This is a genomic window from Tenacibaculum halocynthiae (genome assembly GCF_964512825.1).
GTDB lineage: Bacteria > Bacteroidota > Bacteroidia > Flavobacteriales > Flavobacteriaceae > Polaribacter > Polaribacter halocynthiae.
In genome coordinates, this window is sequence record NZ_CAZELG010000009.1 from 40,156 (window position 1) to 57,758 (window position 17,603).

Below are 17,603 nucleotides of genomic sequence, written 5' to 3' on the forward strand. Positions count from 1 at the left end.
TTTACTAATTATCTAATGGTAATTGACTTACTTTACTTATATATTCATTCTTGGCAGTATATACCCACCAAAACAGTACTACAAAAAAGGTAAAGAAAATGGTTAATGAAATCATTGGGTAAATTTCAATTCCGGTAATACTCTCTAGGTGATTTTTTACAAATTTTAACATGATTTCTATTTTTTAGAACTTAATTGATCTTGAACATCTTTTACTTTAATATCTGTACCTAATCGTTGTAAATAAGCGATTAAAGCAACAATTTCTCTATCTTTCATTTCAATAAATTCAAAACCATTTTCTTGAGCATACTGTTTGTCAGATGCGTAATTTTTTGCAAAATCTGGGTCAGCATGTAAATTTTCTTGAATCTTCATTCCTTGAGCATCCATATTAGCTTGTGCATTAGCAATTTCTTCATCAGTATAAGGAACACCAAGACTTACCATTGCTTTCATTTTTCCTTCAGTACTAGATTTATCTAATTTGCTTCTCATTAACCATTTGTAGCTAGGCATAATAGAACCAGGTGATGTACTTTGAGGATCATACATGTGATTTAAGTGCCAACTATCAGAATATTTCCCCCCAATTCTTAATAAATCAGGACCAGTACGTTTACTACCCCACAAGAATGGGTGATCATATACAAACTCTCCAGCTTTAGCATACTCTCCATAACGTTCTACTTCACTTCTAAAAGGACGAATCATTTGTGAGTGACATCCAACGCAACCTTCACGTATATATAAGTCTCTACCTTCTAATTCTAAAGGACTATAAGGTTTTACACTCGTTATAGTTGGAATGTTTGATTTTACTAGAAGGGTTGGTATAATTTGAATAACACCACCAATTAAGATTGCTACAGTAGCATAAATAGTTAACTTAATAGGTCTTCTTTCTAACCAAGTGTGCCATGTTTCACTACCAGTTCTATGTTTAGATACTTTTGTTAAGGCTGGTGCCTCTGCTAAATCATCTGTCACATCACTACCAGATTTAACTGTTTTTATAACGTTGTATAACATTACAAATGCCCCAACAATAAACATACTACCTCCAATAGCACGCATCCAATACATTGGTATAATTTCGTTGACAGTTTCTAAAAAATTACCATAAGTTAATGTTCCGTCAGGGTTAAATTGTTTCCACATAGAAGCTTGAACAAAACCAGCAACATACATTGGTAAAGCATACATAATAATACCTAGCGTACCAATCCAAAAATGGAAGTTAGCTAAAGCTGTAGAATATAATTTTGTTTTAAACATACGAGGTATTAACCAATACAGCATACCAAAGGTTAAAAAGCCGTTCCATGCTAAAGCTCCAACGTGAACGTGTGCTATAATCCAGTCACTAAAGTGGGCAATTGCATTTACGTTTTTTAACGATAACATTGGTCCTTCAAAGGTTGCCATACCATACCCAGTAATAGCTACTACCATGAACTTTAAAACAGGATCTGTACGTACTTTATCCCATGCTCCGCGAAGAGTTAATAAACCATTAATCATACCTCCCCAAGAAGGAGCTATAAGCATTACTGAAAAAGCAACTCCTAAATTTTGAGCCCATTCAGGTAATGAAGTATATAATAAATGGTGAGGACCTGCCCAGATATAAATAAATATCAACGACCAGAAGTGAACAATTGATAGTCTATAAGAATATACAGGTCTGTTAGCAGCTTTAGGTACAAAGTAATACATTAATCCTAAAAATGGAGTTGTTAAGAAAAATGCTACTGCATTATGTCCATACCACCATTGAACTAAAGCATCTTGAACCCCAGCGTATACTGAGTAACTTTTTAAAAAGCCTACAGGTAATGCTAAACTGTTAAAAATATGAAGAACTGCTACAGTAACAAAAGTACCTAGATAAAACCATACAGCTACATAAAGATGACGCTGTCTTCTTTTCATAATGGTCCATATCATGTTTACACCGAAAGCTACCCAAACTAATGCAATAGCAATATCAATAGGCCATTCTAGTTCAGCATATTCTTTTGATGATGTATACCCTAAAGGTAATGTTATTGCCGCAGCAACAATAATTAATTGCCACCCCCAAAAATTAAAATTACTTAAAAAATCATTAGCCATTCTTGCTTTTAATAACCTTTGTAGTGAGTAATAAATACCTGCAAAAATTGCATTTCCTACAAAGGCAAAAATTACTGCGTTGGTATGCAATGGGCGTAAACGACCAAAACTTAACCATGAGATTCCGTCAGTAATATTTGGGAATAAAAACATAAAAGCCAAAAGCAAACCTACTGAGAACCCTACAATCCCCCAGAGTAACGTTGCATAGATGAATTTTTTTACGATTTTATTATCGTAATAAAATTGTTGCATTTCCATAATCTATTTGAATTTAATATCTATTGTTAGTTGTTAATTTTTTCTTCGTTAACTAATTCATCATCAAATAACATACGAACAGAAGGTGTGTACGAATCATCGTACTGTCCTTTTTTTACGGAAACAATAAATGCTATAAAGAAAACAATAGCCACTAAAATACTTAGTGAAAGTAGTAAGTAAATAACGCTCATATCTTGCCTGATAATAATACATCAAAGGTAGTTTTGAAGGCTTTCTTAAAATATGATATTTGTCATGTTTACTAATTTAGTTGGTTTTCAAATACAGAAAAAGAAAAGATTTTTTGAGTTTTGATTATTTAACCTACACATTTATACCATTCGTCGATACTTTTTGTCGATTAAACGGCTGAGATAAACTAAACAACTAATAAGCAGTTTTAATTTTAGTTAAGTATTTACTTTTACAGTATCAAAATTATTTTCCCCTAAAGATAAATTGATTCCCTTAAGTTTATTATTAAAAAGCTCATTAGTAAAACAATGAGCTTTTTTAAGTTTTAAACATTTTTATATACTTTTACAAACTAACATTAGCATTTTAAGTAAATTTTAAATGAATTGTATTTCATGTAATCATGAACATGATGAGAAATTTTGTCCTAATTGTGGAGAGAAAAAGAATGTAGAAAAAATAACATTTACATCAATGTTTAATTACGCATTTTTATCAGTAGCTAATATGGATAAAGGATTTCTGTTTAATGTAAAAACATTAATTATAAATCCCAAAAAAGTTGTTTTAGAATATATTCATGGAAAGAGAAAAGGAGTTTTAAATCCAATATCATTTTTAATTATTACAATTTCGATTTATTTAATTGTTGAGGGGATATTTAGAGTACCGAAAACGATTAATGAAGTTGGTGTAAATGATCTAGTATTTAGAAAAATAGGTAATGCAGGAGGAAGGTTTATAAGAGAATATCTTAAGTTTTTCTGGATATTTTCAATAATTCCTTTAAGTTTTTTTACAAAATTGGTTTTTGGAAAGTATAATTATTCTGAGCATCTAGCAATTAGTTCATTTGTTGTTGGTCAAGCTACTTTGTTTGGATTGTTAAGTTATATGGTTTTTAAAAGCCCTTTATTACTTGATCCAATAGTGTATTTTTTTATAATAATTTTATTATATAGGGTTTTTGTAGGAAAAAATAATAAAGTTGAGATAGTTACCTTATCTATTATTTCTGTTTTTTTATTTTTTTTCACTTTGTTTTTATCTACTCTTCTCATAGGTTTTTTAAAAGTCAAGTATTCATTTTTTTAGAAAATTAAGAATATCTATTTTACCATTCATCGATACTTTTAGTTTATTAATCAGTTGTTGCAGTAGAAGCAACTAATAGTAGTTACATTTTTTTAAATAAGAAGATATATTTACAGTATCAAAATTATTTTCCCCTTTTAGATAAATTGATTCCCCTTAAATATTATATTAAAACTCATTAGATGTCTAATGAGTTTTTTTATTACCATAAAACTACTTTTAGATAAAAAAAGGTAAAAACACTAGCTATTTTACCAATTATCGATACATACAGTTTATTAATCTATTGTTACAGTAGAAGCAACTAATAGTTGTTATATTTTTTTTAATAAGAAGATATATTTACAGTATCAAAATTATTTTCCCCTTTTAAATAAATTGATTCCCTTGAATATAGCAAGAAAGCTCATTAGACATCTAATGAGCTTTTATTTTAGGTAATTATAATGGATGTTTTTAAGATTACTTTTTTCTTTAATTAAAGAAGTGATATCAACTTTACCATTCGTCGACACTTTAATGATATTCACCCTTTCTTATAGTTGAAACAACTAACAATAACTAGACGTTGTGAATAAGAGGTTATCTTTACAGTATCAAAATTATTTTCCCCTAAAGATAAATTGACTCCCCTTAAATATTACATTAAAACTCATTAGACACCTAATGAGTTTTTTCATTTAGATAGTCATTGAAAATAGTTTAGTATCTGGCTGTTTTTTATGTAGTTTTTTATCAAAAGCCATACAGATATTGCGAACAAAAGGACGTGCTTTTTCAGGAACAGATAATGTGTTATTTTTAATACTTACTAAACCATCTGTTATCATCTCTTCAAGTTTTTCTATATGTTTTGAAATATTTTTTATGTGAAGGGATTCTTCTTTCCAAGAAGTTTCAAAATGACACATAATGTTTAATATATGTTGGCGAATAATTAAATCTTCTTTTGATAAAAGATGACCTCTAAAAACAGGAATTTCACCATTATTGACCAATTGTTGATATTCCTTTACTGTTTTTACATTTTGAGAGAATCCATACCAAGAATCTGAAATTGAAGACATGCCTAAACCAATCATTAATTGGGTTTTGTTAGCGGTGTACCCCATAAAATTACGATGTAAAGTTTTTTCTTCTGTAGCTTTATATAAACTATCACTAGGTAAAGCAAAGTGATCCATACCAATCTCTGCATAACCCATATTTGCAAATAACTGCTTCCCTAGCTCATAAAGTTCTCGCTTTTCTTCATTTTTTGGAAGATCTTGTTCATTAAAACCACGTTGACCAACACCTTTTACCCAAGGAACATGAGCATAACTGTAATAAGAAATTCGATCAGGTTCTAATTCTTTGGTTTTGTTAATTGTATGAATTACATTTTCTTTAGTTTGGAAAGGTAAACCAAACACTAAATCATGACTAATAGATGTATAACCAATTTCACGAGCTAATCGAGTAGCTTTTTCTACATTTTCAAAGGGCTGAACCCTATGAATGGCTTCTTGTACTTTTAAATTATAATCTTGTACACCATAACTAACTCTAGTAAATCCTAAATCGTAAAGAGTTTGTAAGTGTTCTTTTGTTGTATTGTTAGGATGTCCTTCAAAACTAAATTCATGATTTGGGTGTTTTTTTGCATTCTTAAAGAGACCACTAATTAAACGTTTTAATTCTTTTTTGGAAAAAAAAGTTGGAGTTCCTCCACCTAAATGAATTTCTTTTATAATAGGGGTTTCATTTATTAAATTAACATAGAGTTGCCATTCTTTTAATACGGTGTCAATATACGGTTGTTCTACCTCATGACGTTTGGTTATGTGCTTATGACATGCACAAAAGGTACATAGACTTTCACAATAAGGAAGGTGTATATATAAACTGATACCTTCTGAAGTATTACTTTCAATAAATGATTGTTTAAATGTAGCGATCCATTTCTTTTTTGAAAATGTTTCATTATCCCAATAAGGTACAGTAGGATAACTAGTATATCTAGGTCCTGGAATGTTATATTTTTGTATTAATGAGCTCATGTTTAGTATTGTTTATTAATAAAGGAAGTAGCTTAGTATAGTTTATACTACATTTAAGGCTATCTCTATCATTTCTTTGAATGTTTGTTCTCGTTCATCAGCTGTAGTTTTTTCTTTCGTAACCAAACTATCAGAAATTGTTAAAATAGATAGTGCTTTAACATTATATTTAGCTGCTATTGTATATAAACCAGCAGTTTCCATTTCAACACAAAGCACACCATAATCAGCCCATTTTTTATAACTATCAAACTTATCTGCGTAAAACTCATCAGAGCTTAACACGTTTCCAGCTTTTAATGAAATGTTTCTTTTTGTTGCCTCCTGTACGGCTCTTTGAAACAATTCAAAATTTGCAGTAGGGGCATAATCAGCACCATTAAAGCGCATTTTATTTAATCCAGAATTTGTAGAAGCAGCCATTGCAATTACAATATCTCTAATTTTCACATCTTTTTGATAAGATCCAGCTGAACCAACTCGTATAAGATTTTTAACATCATATTTAGTAATTAATTCTGAACAATAAATTAAAGTAGAAGGAATTCCCATACCTGTTCCTTGTACAGATATTTTTTTACCTTTATAATATCCTGTGAAACCTAACATGCCGCGTACGGTGTTATAACAAATAGAATTATCAAAAAATGTTTCAGCAATCCATTTGGCTCTCATAGGGTCACCTGGTAGCAAAACAGTTTCTGCTATTTCTCCTTTTTTAGCTTCTATATGTATGCTCATAAGTATGGTTTTTAGTACTGGCTTTTATTTGTTATACCATCGGTAACTAAAGAAACTCCAGATGAAGTACCTAAGCGAGTAACCCCAAAATTAATATATTTTTTAGCGATTTCTATATTTCTTATACCACCAGCTGCTTTAATTTCTATTTTACCTTTAGCTATATTTTTCATTAAAGAAACATCTTCAAACTTAGCACCGTCAGTACCAAAACCTGTTGAGGTTTTAATGAAATCAGCCTTAGCGTTAACAGCTAATTGGGTAACAATTTTTATTTGTTCAGTATTTAAATAACAGTTTTCAAAAATTACTTTTAAGGTATGTTTTTCAATGATTTTTTTTATTTGACTTATTTCATTTTCTACATACTCATATTCTCCGTCTATTAATTTTCCAATATTAATAACCATATCAATTTCTGAAGCTCCATTTTTAATAGCATTTTTAGCTTCAAATACTTTTGTTTCTGTACTCATAGCACCTAGAGGAAAACCAACTACTGCAGCAATTTTAATAGTTGAATTTTCTAATTCTTGTTTAGCTAATTGTACGTAAGATCCGTTAACACATACTGCGCTGAAATTGTGTTTTTTAGCTTCATTACATAGCTTGATAATTTCTTTTTCTGTAGCTGTTGGCTTTAATAATGTATGATCTATATATTTGTTTATTTGCATGTTCCTAAACGTTTTTTACTCTATTTACTGTGTCTGATTTTGATAAAGATAATCGAACAATACTTTCCTCTATTGCAGTAAGGTTATGAACTACGTGTGGTTTCAATGAAATGATATCACCAGTATTTAGTAGTTTCTCTTCTTCATTAACTCCAAAAGCTATACATCCTTTTACTACTTGAACTATGATTGCAAATGGGGCTTGATGATCTTCCATGGTTTGACCTTTTTCGAACACAACTCGTATTTCTTTTGAAAAGTCAGTATCTAACAGTAATGAAACAGCTGGTTTCATTTTATTAAACTTTATATTTTTTAAAAATGAGGCTACTTTCATAATTTTTATTTTATTTTTCGTCCTAATATATTTGTTGCAATAGTTGTAAATAGTACTATACTTATTGAGCTCAAAGGCATTAAAATAGCAGCTATTACTGGTTTTAGTTGCCCAGTTACAGCAAAGTAAAGACCTACTACGTTATAAGATAAAGATAACAAAAAACAGTACTTTATAATTTTAATAGCAGTTTTTGAGGCTTTAATGTAATTAGTTATCTGATGAAATTTTGAAGCATCTAAAATAGCATCACAGGCAGGAGAAAATACATTAATGTTTTCAGAAAGAGCAATCCCAACATTACTTTGGGCCAAGGCTCCAGCATCATTTAATCCATCACCAACCATCATTACTTTTTTATTTTGTTGCTGAAGACCATTAATATAATTTAATTTATCTTCAGGCTTTTGATTGAATAGTAATGTTGTAATTGAGGGTAAAAAGTTTTGTAAATATTTTTTTTCACCTTCATTATCACCAGACACTACAGCTAGTTCATAATTATTTTTTAAAGAAGAAAATACTGGTTCAACATCTTTCCTATAAGCATTTTTAAAAAGAAATTTACCTTTATATACATCGTTTATACTAATGTGAACAGAAGTATCTAGATTCGTAGATTCTGATTTATCTTGAACAAAAGAGGATGATCCAATTTTTAATGTTGTTTGTTGGTAAGAAGTTTCAATACCTTTTCCTATGTATTCATGATAATTATCAATAGATATATTTTCTTCGTTCTTAAAAGAAGTATAAAGCATTCTACTTAATGGATGATTTGATGATCTTAAAGAGCTTTTTAATATTGATTTTTGTTCACTGTTTAATGCTATTCCATCATAAGTAATGTTATTTTCTTTGTTAGTTGTTAAAGTCCCGGTTTTATCAAAAATTATGCTATTAATAGTTGCCAGTTGCTCAATAACTGTAGCGTTTTTAAGATAGAATTTTCGTTTGCCAAAAATACGTAATAGATTACCTAAGGTGAATGGAGCTGCCAAAGCAATTGCACAAGGGCAAGCAATTATTAAAACAGCGGTAAATACATTTAAAGCTATACTTGGGTCGTAAAAAAACCAAAATAGTGTAGTTACAAAAGCAATGGATAGTACTGCAATGGTAAAGTTTTTACCAATACTATCGGTTAAAGTTTTAAAAGTAGAGTTTTTATCTTTTTGAAATACATCATTACTCCATAATTGAGTTAAGTAACTTTGAGAAACAGAATTTAAAACTTCCATCTCTATACTTCCGTAAAGTTGTTTTCCTCCTGCAAATATTTTATCTCCCGATTTTTTTGAAACTGGATTGGCTTCACCAGTAACAAAGCTATAATCTATTTGCGCATTTCCATTGATTAAAATACCATCTACAGGAATTAACTCTTGATTTCTTATTAGTAATCGGTCTCCTTTTTTTATGTTATAAATTTGAGTATTTTCTTCTTTACCATCTTTAGTTATTTGTGTTACAGCAATAGGGAAATAAGATTTGTAATCTCGCTCAAAGGATAAAAAGTTATATGTTTTTTGCTGAAAAAACTTACCAAGTAAAAGGAAAAATACAAGTCCGGTTAAACTGTCGAAAAAACCTGTACCTATATTGAAAACAATTTCTACAGTACTTCTTATAAATAATACCAATAAACCTAAAGCAATAGGAACATCAATATTTAATATTTTTGTACGTATTCCTTTATAAGCCGAAACAAAATAGTCCTGACTGGCATACAATATAACGGGTAATGAAAAAGCAAACATTAACCACCTAAAAACACTTTTGTATTGTTCTAACCAAAATTCAGAGACTTCGAAATACTCAGGAAAAGATAAAAACATTACATTTCCATAAGCAAAACCAGCAATTCCAAGCTTATATAATAAACTTCTATTTACTTGTTTTTTACCTACTTCATAGTCTTCTAAACTAATATAGGGTTCGTATCCTATTGAACTTAATAATAAAACAACTTCTTTTAAATTTGTGTTAGTTGCGTTGTAGGTAATTCTAACAGTTTTTTTAGGGAAATTAACTTGAGATGTAGTTATGTTTTTTTGAAGTTTGTGTAAGTTTTCTAAAATCCATATACATGAACTACAATGTATATGAGGGATGTACATATTTACAACTTGAATATTACCATCATTAAACTCTATTAACTTTTCAACAATATCATTATTAGTTAAAAAGTCATATTTCCCTTTAATTTCTTCGGGGATAGCTCCAGGACTATTTTGAAAGTCGTAGTAGCAGGTTAAATCATTGTCTGAAAAAATTTCATAAACAGTTTTACAACCATTACAACAAAATGATTTTTCATTAATAGTAATAGTATCTGCCTCACACTTGTTACCACAGTGAAAACATTTTTTACTTTCCATATTTACTCTTTTGCCTAGAGCAAAGGTCTATTATTATGTTAGTATAAAATATGATATTTGTCAGCTTTTTAGTACCTTTGATTAATCTCAAAAAGGGCACATTATGAGTAAATGTGAGCAATGTATTGTTCGTCAATTTAATTCTTTAAAGGCATTAACAAAAGATGAATTAGTAAGGATTTCTGGATGTAAAACTTCAAAATTAGTAAAAAAAGGAGAAGTTTTATTTGAAGAAGGTGAACATATAAATGGTGTGTTTTGTATAAAAGATGGTGTTTGTAAGGTTTCTAAAATGAGTGATAATGGACGTGATCAAATAGTTCATTTGATTAAAAAAGGAGATTTACTTGGGGAACGAAGTTTGATAAATAATGAAACCTCAAATTTAAAGGCAATAGCAGTTAATGATATGGAGGTTTGTTTTATTCCTAAAGAAGAAATCATAAAAGATTTAGAGAAAAATCAAAACTTTACCATGGAGATTTTAAAGAACATGGCTTTATCATTAAAAAATGCGGATAATGTTATTGTAGACATGGCACAAAAAACGGTGAAGCAACGTTTAGCAGCAACTTTATTATATTTAGACGAAAGGTTTTTAAAAAATAGTGAAGGAGCTATTGATGTTAATTTTTCAAGGGAAGATATAGCCAATATTATTGGAACAGCTACTGAATCAGCCATTCGATTACTTTCTGAATTTAAAAAGAACAAATTAATTAGTTTGAAAGGTAAAAACATTACTATTTTAAATCCAAGAGGATTAAAGGATATTTCTGAAGGATTTTAAAATTTATTAATAATTTAAATAGACTATTTTAAATAAAAATAGTTATTCTATAAAAAAGACCAGTGATTATTTAATCACTGGTCTTTTTTACTTTTTAGTAGCGTAAAATTATTTCTGTTCTTTGATTTTTATATCAGTAATAAACTTTTGTAAACGTTTACCATATGGTGAATTCTTTACTTTATCAGTTAAGCTATTATTTATAGTGTCAAGTAACTTAATATTAGCGTCAAATAGTTGAGTTAGCGCTATATATGGAGCAGCTTCACTATCAGGGTTAGCAATCGCAAAATTTGTAGTGAATAAAAACCTACGACGAACCATTTTTTTATAATCAGCTTCAAGTTTTTTAATCAATTCTTCATCTTGTGCTTGTTTAGCCTCAAAATCTTGTTTAATAAAATCTAAACGTTGGTCAGTAAAGCGTTTATCAACCTTATTGTAATTATCTAATACTTCTTGGTTCTTTGATCCTTTTATTACAGGTTTAAATCCAAATTCTTCAACGTTATCGTTAATTGTAATTTCTCCTTTTTCTCCAAAAAATAATAAACGTTTATCATTTGTGTTTCCATTAAAAGTAAGGTAATACATTACAGGAGACTCTACATTATCTGTTAAAATAAACGCATCATTACCTAATAAGGCAACAGAATCAACAGTGATTAATACTGTATCCTTCATTTTTTGAAGATATAAAGTTCCTTTTTTAAGACCTTTAATTTGCCCTTTAACAATCATGTTTCCTTGTTTTTTAGAAGAACATGCTATAGCAATAAATGTAAATACTAAAACGATTAAAAGTTTTTTCATTGAATTAAAAATTTTGAGTTGCAAATATGAGGAAATCTACTAAGCTTTCGAGGCTATTTCCATTAAAATTGTACATAACATGGCTCCGTAGGTTCCAACTACATACCCAAAAACAGCAAGTAAAACTCCAACTGTTGCTAATGATGGATGAAAAGCAGCAGCAACTACAGGAGCGCTGGCTGCAGCACCAACGTTGGCTTGACTTCCTACAGCTAAAAAGAAATAAGGCGCTTTTATTAATTTAGCTACTAATATCAATAAACCTGCATGGATAGACATCCAAACGACACCTACCACAAGTAATCCTGGATTATCTAAAATATTGGTTAAATCCATTTTCATACCAATAGTAGCAACTAAAATATAAATAAAAATGCTTCCTATTTTACTAGCACCAGCTCCTTCATAATTTTTAGCTTTGGTAAAAGATAAAAGAATACCAATGATAGTAGCAATTGTAACCATCCAAAAGAATTTAGAAGAAAAAGATGATAAAGAGGAAGTTTTATCAGCTACTGATTCAAAATTATTGACTAAATAACTAGATATATTATCTGCACCAAAATGAGCAAGACCAACTGCACCAAATGCTAAAGCTAAAATAATAACTAAATCAGCTAAAGAAGGAACTCTAGTTATATTTGAAGTAAAAGATGATACTTTATCTTTTAACTCTTCAATAGCTGTGGTATCTGCTTTTAACCATTTATTTATTTTATTGTTTTTACCAATTCCAATTAATAAAATAGCCATCCAAATATTTCCAACAACAATATCAACCAATACCATTTTTCCATAACTAGCTTGATTATATTGGTATATTTCTAACATAGCAGCTTGGTTTGCTCCACCACCAATCCAACTACCAGCAAGTGTAGAAAGGCCTCTCCAAACAGCATCAAAGCCAACACCTCCAACAGTTTCTGGAGAAACAATGGAAACTAATAAAATAGCTATAGGCCCACCGATTATAATTCCAATGGTTCCTGTAAAAAACATAATTAAAGCTTTAGGACCTAAGTTAAAAATAGCTTTTAAATCGATACTTAAAGTCATTAAAACTAATGAAGCTGGAAGTAAATACCTACTAGCAATAAAATAAGTTTGCGTTTTTTCTGCTGAAATCCACCCCATAGAATTAAAAATAGAAGGGATTAAATAACACATTAAAACGCCTGGTACTATTTTATAAAATTTAGACCAAAATCCTGATTTTTTAGATTCTGTATAAAAGACAAACCCTAATGAAACCATTAGAATTCCGAATACAATTGCATCATTAGTAAAAAGAGGTGCTTCCATAAATAGTAATTAGTTTGGGCTAAGGTATATAAAATATGTTTATTTCTTTTTTTGGTGATTTGTGTTAATGATAATACCTAATTGAATTCTATCAAGATGTGTATCATTAACCATAATATTCATATATCCAGCTTTCAATTTAATAGAACTTGATAGTTTATAAGAAAAACCAGTTCCTAGCCAGTTTTGATTATATGCTTGCCCATCAAAATCAAAGAAAATTTCATTAAATAAATATGTTGACCATTTTTTAGATATAGGGTAGTCTAAACCTAATTGATAACGTACAAAATGTCCTGTAATTGAATTGAAAAAGCGTTGCTCAAACCTCAATCGGTGAGCAAAACCTAGTTTAGAAACTTTATGTTTTACATTAAAGTCCTCATAAATTCTGTGTTCATTAAAAGAGCCACCATCAATACCAAATGTGTTATCTGTATTTAAATAAGAATGACCAAGTGTTGCGCTTAAGTTTTTGTTGATTTTATAATTAACCCCAAAACGACTAATAAACTGTTGCATATCATCTCCAATTTCAAAGAAACGAAAATGAGCCATTGTTTTTAAACTGAATTTTTCAGATAATTTATGAGATCCATTATACATGTACCATGCACCTAGTTCTTTTGCAGGATTTTTTTGAGCTACTATTTTTAATGAAACGATAGCTACTATAAGGGTTAAATAAATTTTCTTCATTATGTTGATTTTCCTTTTTTTATTAAATGTAAAAATAGTAATTTCATTAACTTCTAAAAAAAGAACCTGTTTAAAATACTTTTTAAACAGATTCTTATTAAAAATTATTAATTTTAGTTATTTACTCTCATAAGTTTTGTTGCTAACACTCCTTATTACTTTATATTTTTATAAAGAAGAAATTTGGAAATAAGTATTTTTATGTTAAAACTTGATTTGGTAAGTCTAAAGGACAGAGCCTGATAGGGTAGTACTTATTAAGTTTTTTATTTAGATGATTAGCATCAATGTATAGAAGCTACCATTAATTGGTAGCTTCTATTTAATTATAGGTAAAATGTTACTTGATTATAAAATACATATAGTGTATTATACAAAAAGGCTATCTATTGAGTAGACAGTTTTTGTTTTTATACCATATGCCCAGAACAGGCAAGTATTGAACATCTACCAAATTTATTTAAGCAAAAGCCCCAGCCACAGCCTCCTTCTTTTCCATTGATTTTTTTAAGTTCTTCTTTTTTTAAAACTTTCCCTAAGTTTAAAATTGATTTTTTCATAATAAATAATTAAAAATTTAATAAGCCCTGAACGTTTAAAGACACTCAAGGTTTGTGTCTAATTTTCGCGAAAAATATATTTATGTAATACTAAAAAGTATATTTTTTTGCTAGAGCTTATATGTTAAGGGAGTTTGAAATAGTAGTTATTTCAACATAATTAAAAGGGTATTAAGAGTTGTAGTAAAAGTAAATAATAGCTTTCATTAAAAAATCACCCGAAAAGGGTGATTTTTTAATGAATATAGTAAGTTTATTAAGTTGTTAATTTGTTTTAAATATACGTACTTCTTTAAAAGGTGTAATTGTAATTTTTTCAACTTTTTGTTTATAATCAGACCACTCTTTATTAAAGAATGCATTAGTTTTATCAATTGCTTCCTTTAAAGTGTTTTCAAATTGTGCTACTAATCTTTCTTCAGTTTTGGTTTGATTTTTAAATTTACTACCAACATAACTATAAGCTGTCCATAAACGAGTACTTACATTTGGAACCGGGCTTCTAACTATACCTTGACGTTTATCTTTTTTTCCTAAATAAAGGTCTATCAATTTAGTTATTTCTTTAGAAATTTTTTCTGAAGATTTTATCTCAGATTTATATTTTTCTTTATCTTCTTTTTTTAATTTTTTACTGTAGTTGTCGGCAATTTGCTTACTCTCTACTAATTGTTTTACTACTTTTCCTATAACTTTTTCTTTATTAGATAGCTTTTTTAAGCTTCCATATAATTGATCAAGATTTTGTTCTGTTAATTCTAACCTAGGATCAAATTTAATAGAGATGTTTTGTTCAGAAACAACATTTCCATAGGTCGCTTTAATTTTATAAATACCAGGTCTAGCTCCAATTCCACTAGGTTCAGATTTTTGTTTACGAATTTTTCTTGAAGCTCTTAGTACACCTTTTTCATCCATCCCCCAACGTAATGTGTGAATTCCATTTTTTTTAGGTGCTTTTCTTTTTAGAGTTCTAATTAATTCGTTTTTATTATTATAAAATTCAAACTTTATTGAATCCCATTTTATTTTATTTTTCTCTTTTTTAACAGTTTTAGTATTTGATTTTCCCTTTTTGTTTTTAGAATCTTTTTTAGGTTTGTTTAAATAATATTTTATTAGAGCTCCACTAGACCTGTTTTTTCCATTAAACATGGCGTCAGCTCCAAAACGAGAGCCAGTAGGTTGTTGATAAGCAGCATGATATCCGGTAGGGGGAGAGAATAGTTCAAATTTATTTACCAAAATATTTTTGTTAGCCGCTATAGCTCTTAACGGACGAATATCGTCCAACACCCATGCAGCTCTACCAAAAGTACCAATAACTAAATCATGCTCTCTTGGATGAATAACTAAATCTTTTACAGGTACAGTAGGAAATCCGTTAGTCCATTTTATCCATTTTTTACCTGCGTTTATTGATATATATAATCCGTCATCTGTACCTAAGAACAATAAGTTAGGGTTTATAATATCTTCAATAATACATAAAGCATAGCTTTGAACATCATTTTCATTTACTATACGTTCCCATGTTTTACCATAGTTTTTAGTACGATATGCATACGGTTTGTAATTAAATCTACGATAATCATTAGCAACTAATAAAGCTTCTCCTTTATTTTTGTTTGAGGCTTTAATTTGTGTTACCCAGCTATTTGCTGGTAACCCTTTTATATTTGTTGAAACATTAGTCCAGTTTTGACCTCCATTACGAGTAATTTGTACTTGTCCATCATCAGTAGCTGCCCATAGCATATCCTTTTCTAAAGGAGATGGTTCTACTACTAAAATAGTACAATGGTTTTCAGCACCAGTTGCATCCATTGTTAATCCCCCACTTTCAGATTGTTTTAATTTGCTTTTGTCATTAGTAGTTAAATCTGGAGAAATAATTTCCCAAGTAAGTCCTTTATCGGTTGATTTGTGTACAAATTGACTTCCAAAGTATAGTGTAGAATTATTAAAAGGATCAATATTAATGGCAGAATTCCAGTTAAATCGAAGATGCATTTTTGAATCAGGATGTGTAGGGCGAACAGGAAAGTTATTTCCTGTTTTAGAATCATAACGAACAACATATCCTTGTTGACTCATAGACCATCCATAACGAGCATCATCTTTATCGGGTACTACATCAAATCCATCTCCAAAACTAATTTCTTGCCAATAAGAGTTTCTAATTCCTTGCGATTTCCATACATAAGCAGGTCCTTTCCAAGATCCGTTATCTTGCATTCCACCATATATATTGTATGGATATTCATTATCTACATTGATATGATAAAACTGTGCAATAGGTAAATTACCAACAAAACGCCATGATTTACCTCTATCATGTGTAATATTTAAACCTCCATCATTTCCATCAATCATAAAAGATGCGTCTTCTGGATGTATCCACCAAGCATGATGATCTGGGTGAACTCCATTAGATACTCCATAGGCAGGCATTAATTGTTTGAAGTTTTTACCTCCGTCTTCAGAAACATTGATGTATGTAAAAACAGTATATAGTCTGTTTTCATTTTGAGGATCAACATAAATTTCTGAATAATAGAAAGGGCGATTTCCAATACCACGTTTGTCGTTAATTTTTTTCCACTTAAAACCACCATCTATACTTTTGTAAAGTGCATTTTTCTTAGCTTCAACGAGTGCGTAAATTACATCAGGGTTAGAGCGAGATATTGCAACTCCAATTCTTCCAAGTTCTCCTTTAGGAAACCCCTCTTTATCAGTAATTTTTTTCCAATTTTCACCACCATCATGAGTAATATAAACGCCACTTCCTTTTCCTCCAGATTTAAAAAACCAAGGATCACGTTTATGTTCCCACATAGAAGCGATTAATTTATTAGGATTTGAAGGATCCATTACTAAATCTGCTGCTCCAGTTTTATTATTATTGAATAAAATTTGTTTCCAAGTTTTACCACCATCAATTGTTTTATAAACACCTCGTTCTTTATGTTCTCCCCAAGGTGATCCAATTGCCCCAACATAAATAATATTAGGGTTTGTTGGATCAATAATAATTCTGTGTATATGACGTGTTTTTTCTAGTCCCATGGATTTCCATGTTTTACCAGCATCTAATGATTTGAAAATTCCATATCCACCATTTAAACTATTTCTTGGGTTTCCTTCACCTGTTCCAGCCCAAATAACACTAGGGTTAGACTGTTGAATAGCTAATGCTCCTATTGAAGCAGTTACTTGTTTTTCAAAAATAGGCTTCCATTTAATTCCTCCTGAGGTAGATTTCCAAACACCACCAGAAGCAGTACCGACATACATGATATCAGTGTTTTTTTGAACAACATCGATAGCTGTTACACGTCCACTCATACCACCTGGGCCAATATTTCTTGGTTTCATGTTTTTTACCAAGTCCATAGAAAATTCTTGTGCAAATAGCATAGAACTAATGGATATAAATAGTATTGAAAGTATTTTTTTCATTAGATAAGTTTAATTAGTATGTTGAGAGGTAAAGATATTAATTAAACTTCTTAAAAAAATGTTAAGCTCTTTTGGAAACGGTTTATTAAAAGCTGGATATTAGCTTAGTTAGGTTAGTTTTTCT

Annotated in this window: 15 protein-coding genes; 2 read left to right on the top strand and 13 right to left on the bottom strand. The window is 29.6% G+C overall.

What is annotated here, in order from left to right:
- Nucleotides 1-4 precede the first annotated feature (4 nt).
- The 3 genes from ACKTTQ_RS00825 to ccoS are packed head-to-tail and all read right to left on the bottom strand — an operon-like array spanning nucleotide 5 to nucleotide 2,573.
- Nucleotides 5-172: a CcoQ/FixQ family Cbb3-type cytochrome c oxidase assembly chaperone gene (locus ACKTTQ_RS00825; RefSeq protein ID WP_093869040.1), complete on the bottom strand. Its 168-nt coding sequence runs from the start codon at nucleotides 170-172 to the stop codon at nucleotides 5-7.
- 5 nt (nucleotides 173-177) lie between these two features.
- Nucleotides 178-2,379 (bottom strand): cytochrome-c oxidase, cbb3-type subunit I, encoded by a 2,202-nt coding sequence (ccoN, locus tag ACKTTQ_RS00830; protein WP_093869039.1) that lies wholly within the window; start codon nucleotides 2,377-2,379, stop codon nucleotides 178-180.
- A gap of 26 nt (nucleotides 2,380-2,405) precedes the next feature.
- Nucleotides 2,406-2,573, bottom strand: coding sequence for a cbb3-type cytochrome oxidase assembly protein CcoS (gene ccoS, locus ACKTTQ_RS00835; protein WP_093869038.1), 168 nt, complete (start codon nucleotides 2,571-2,573; stop codon nucleotides 2,406-2,408).
- Nucleotides 2,574-2,958: 385 nt separating this feature from the next.
- Here ccoS and ACKTTQ_RS00840 point away from each other — a divergent pair, with 385 nt between their 5' ends.
- Nucleotides 2,959-3,672 (top strand): DUF3667 domain-containing protein, encoded by a 714-nt coding sequence (locus ACKTTQ_RS00840; RefSeq protein WP_299135162.1) that lies wholly within the window; start codon nucleotides 2,959-2,961, stop codon nucleotides 3,670-3,672.
- A 680-nt stretch (nucleotides 3,673-4,352) separates the two neighbouring features.
- Here ACKTTQ_RS00840 and hemN read toward each other — a convergent pair.
- From hemN to ACKTTQ_RS00865, 5 genes are read right to left on the bottom strand one after another with little or no spacing between them, the layout of a single operon-like run.
- The gene (gene hemN / locus ACKTTQ_RS00845) at nucleotides 4,353-5,714 is read right to left on the bottom strand and encodes an oxygen-independent coproporphyrinogen III oxidase (protein ID WP_299135163.1); all 1,362 of its coding nucleotides are present in this window, start codon (nucleotides 5,712-5,714) and stop codon (nucleotides 4,353-4,355) included.
- 42 nt (nucleotides 5,715-5,756) lie between these two features.
- The gene (gene deoD / locus ACKTTQ_RS00850; protein ID WP_093869035.1) at nucleotides 5,757-6,455 is read right to left on the bottom strand and encodes a purine-nucleoside phosphorylase; all 699 of its coding nucleotides are present in this window, start codon (nucleotides 6,453-6,455) and stop codon (nucleotides 5,757-5,759) included.
- 11 nt (nucleotides 6,456-6,466) lie between these two features.
- The gene (gene deoC, locus ACKTTQ_RS00855; protein ID WP_093869034.1) at nucleotides 6,467-7,132 is read right to left on the bottom strand and encodes a deoxyribose-phosphate aldolase; all 666 of its coding nucleotides are present in this window, start codon (nucleotides 7,130-7,132) and stop codon (nucleotides 6,467-6,469) included.
- Between the two features lie 4 nt (nucleotides 7,133-7,136).
- Complete coding sequence (locus tag ACKTTQ_RS00860; RefSeq protein WP_093869033.1) at nucleotides 7,137-7,469, bottom strand: AraC family ligand binding domain-containing protein; 333 nt, start codon at nucleotides 7,467-7,469, stop codon at nucleotides 7,137-7,139.
- A 5-nt stretch (nucleotides 7,470-7,474) separates the two neighbouring features.
- Entirely contained in the window at nucleotides 7,475-9,850 is a 2,376-nt protein-coding gene (locus tag ACKTTQ_RS00865; RefSeq protein ID WP_408048168.1) for a heavy metal translocating P-type ATPase, read from the bottom strand.
- Between the two features lie 103 nt (nucleotides 9,851-9,953).
- Here ACKTTQ_RS00865 and ACKTTQ_RS00870 point away from each other — a divergent pair, with 103 nt between their 5' ends.
- Entirely contained in the window at nucleotides 9,954-10,640 is a 687-nt protein-coding gene (locus ACKTTQ_RS00870) for a Crp/Fnr family transcriptional regulator (protein ID WP_113786569.1), read from the top strand.
- 108 nt (nucleotides 10,641-10,748) lie between these two features.
- Here ACKTTQ_RS00870 and ACKTTQ_RS00875 read toward each other — a convergent pair whose 3' ends face one another.
- The 5 genes from ACKTTQ_RS00875 to ACKTTQ_RS00895 all read right to left on the bottom strand — a co-directional run bounded on the left by ACKTTQ_RS00875 (nucleotide 10,749) and on the right by ACKTTQ_RS00895 (nucleotide 17,479).
- Nucleotides 10,749-11,453 (bottom strand): DUF4369 domain-containing protein, encoded by a 705-nt coding sequence (locus tag ACKTTQ_RS00875; protein WP_093869030.1) that lies wholly within the window; start codon nucleotides 11,451-11,453, stop codon nucleotides 10,749-10,751.
- A 39-nt stretch (nucleotides 11,454-11,492) separates the two neighbouring features.
- Nucleotides 11,493-12,755, bottom strand: a complete 1,263-nt coding sequence (locus tag ACKTTQ_RS00880; RefSeq protein ID WP_408048169.1) for a DUF819 family protein — start codon at nucleotides 12,753-12,755, stop codon at nucleotides 11,493-11,495.
- A gap of 39 nt (nucleotides 12,756-12,794) precedes the next feature.
- Complete coding sequence (locus ACKTTQ_RS00885) at nucleotides 12,795-13,454, bottom strand: DUF2490 domain-containing protein (RefSeq protein ID WP_093869028.1); 660 nt, start codon at nucleotides 13,452-13,454, stop codon at nucleotides 12,795-12,797.
- 410 nt (nucleotides 13,455-13,864) lie between these two features.
- Nucleotides 13,865-14,014, bottom strand: coding sequence for a hypothetical protein (locus tag ACKTTQ_RS00890; protein WP_158530833.1), 150 nt, complete (start codon nucleotides 14,012-14,014; stop codon nucleotides 13,865-13,867).
- Between the two features lie 264 nt (nucleotides 14,015-14,278).
- Nucleotides 14,279-17,479, bottom strand: coding sequence for a WD40/YVTN/BNR-like repeat-containing protein (locus ACKTTQ_RS00895; protein ID WP_408048170.1), 3,201 nt, complete (start codon nucleotides 17,477-17,479; stop codon nucleotides 14,279-14,281).
- Nucleotides 17,480-17,603: the final 124 nt, after the last annotated feature.

What these genes read in the sequence shown, in the direction of transcription:
- ACKTTQ_RS00825 (WP_093869040.1), bottom strand. Translation starts at nt 172, where the DNA reads ATGTTAAAATTTGTAAAAAATCACCTAGAGAGTATTACCGGAATTGAA.
- ccoN (WP_093869039.1), bottom strand. Translation starts at nt 2,379, where the DNA reads ATGGAAATGCAACAATTTTATTACGATAATAAAATCGTAAAAAAATTC.
- ccoS (WP_093869038.1), bottom strand. Translation starts at nt 2,573, where the DNA reads ATGAGCGTTATTTACTTACTACTTTCACTAAGTATTTTAGTGGCTATT.
- ACKTTQ_RS00840 (WP_299135162.1), top strand. Translation starts at nt 2,959, where the DNA reads ATGAATTGTATTTCATGTAATCATGAACATGATGAGAAATTTTGTCCT.
- hemN (WP_299135163.1), bottom strand. Translation starts at nt 5,714, where the DNA reads ATGAGCTCATTAATACAAAAATATAACATTCCAGGACCTAGATATACT.
- deoD (WP_093869035.1), bottom strand. Translation starts at nt 6,455, where the DNA reads ATGAGCATACATATAGAAGCTAAAAAAGGAGAAATAGCAGAAACTGTT.
- deoC (WP_093869034.1), bottom strand. Translation starts at nt 7,132, where the DNA reads ATGCAAATAAACAAATATATAGATCATACATTATTAAAGCCAACAGCT.
- ACKTTQ_RS00860 (WP_093869033.1), bottom strand. Translation starts at nt 7,469, where the DNA reads ATGAAAGTAGCCTCATTTTTAAAAAATATAAAGTTTAATAAAATGAAA.
- ACKTTQ_RS00865 (WP_408048168.1), bottom strand. Translation starts at nt 9,850, where the DNA reads ATGGAAAGTAAAAAATGTTTTCACTGTGGTAACAAGTGTGAGGCAGAT.
- ACKTTQ_RS00870 (WP_113786569.1), top strand. Translation starts at nt 9,954, where the DNA reads ATGAGTAAATGTGAGCAATGTATTGTTCGTCAATTTAATTCTTTAAAG.
- ACKTTQ_RS00875 (WP_093869030.1), bottom strand. Translation starts at nt 11,453, where the DNA reads ATGAAAAAACTTTTAATCGTTTTAGTATTTACATTTATTGCTATAGCA.
- ACKTTQ_RS00880 (WP_408048169.1), bottom strand. Translation starts at nt 12,755, where the DNA reads ATGGAAGCACCTCTTTTTACTAATGATGCAATTGTATTCGGAATTCTA.
- ACKTTQ_RS00885 (WP_093869028.1), bottom strand. Translation starts at nt 13,454, where the DNA reads ATGAAGAAAATTTATTTAACCCTTATAGTAGCTATCGTTTCATTAAAA.
- ACKTTQ_RS00890 (WP_158530833.1), bottom strand. Translation starts at nt 14,014, where the DNA reads ATGAAAAAATCAATTTTAAACTTAGGGAAAGTTTTAAAAAAAGAAGAA.
- ACKTTQ_RS00895 (WP_408048170.1), bottom strand. Translation starts at nt 17,479, where the DNA reads ATGAAAAAAATACTTTCAATACTATTTATATCCATTAGTTCTATGCTA.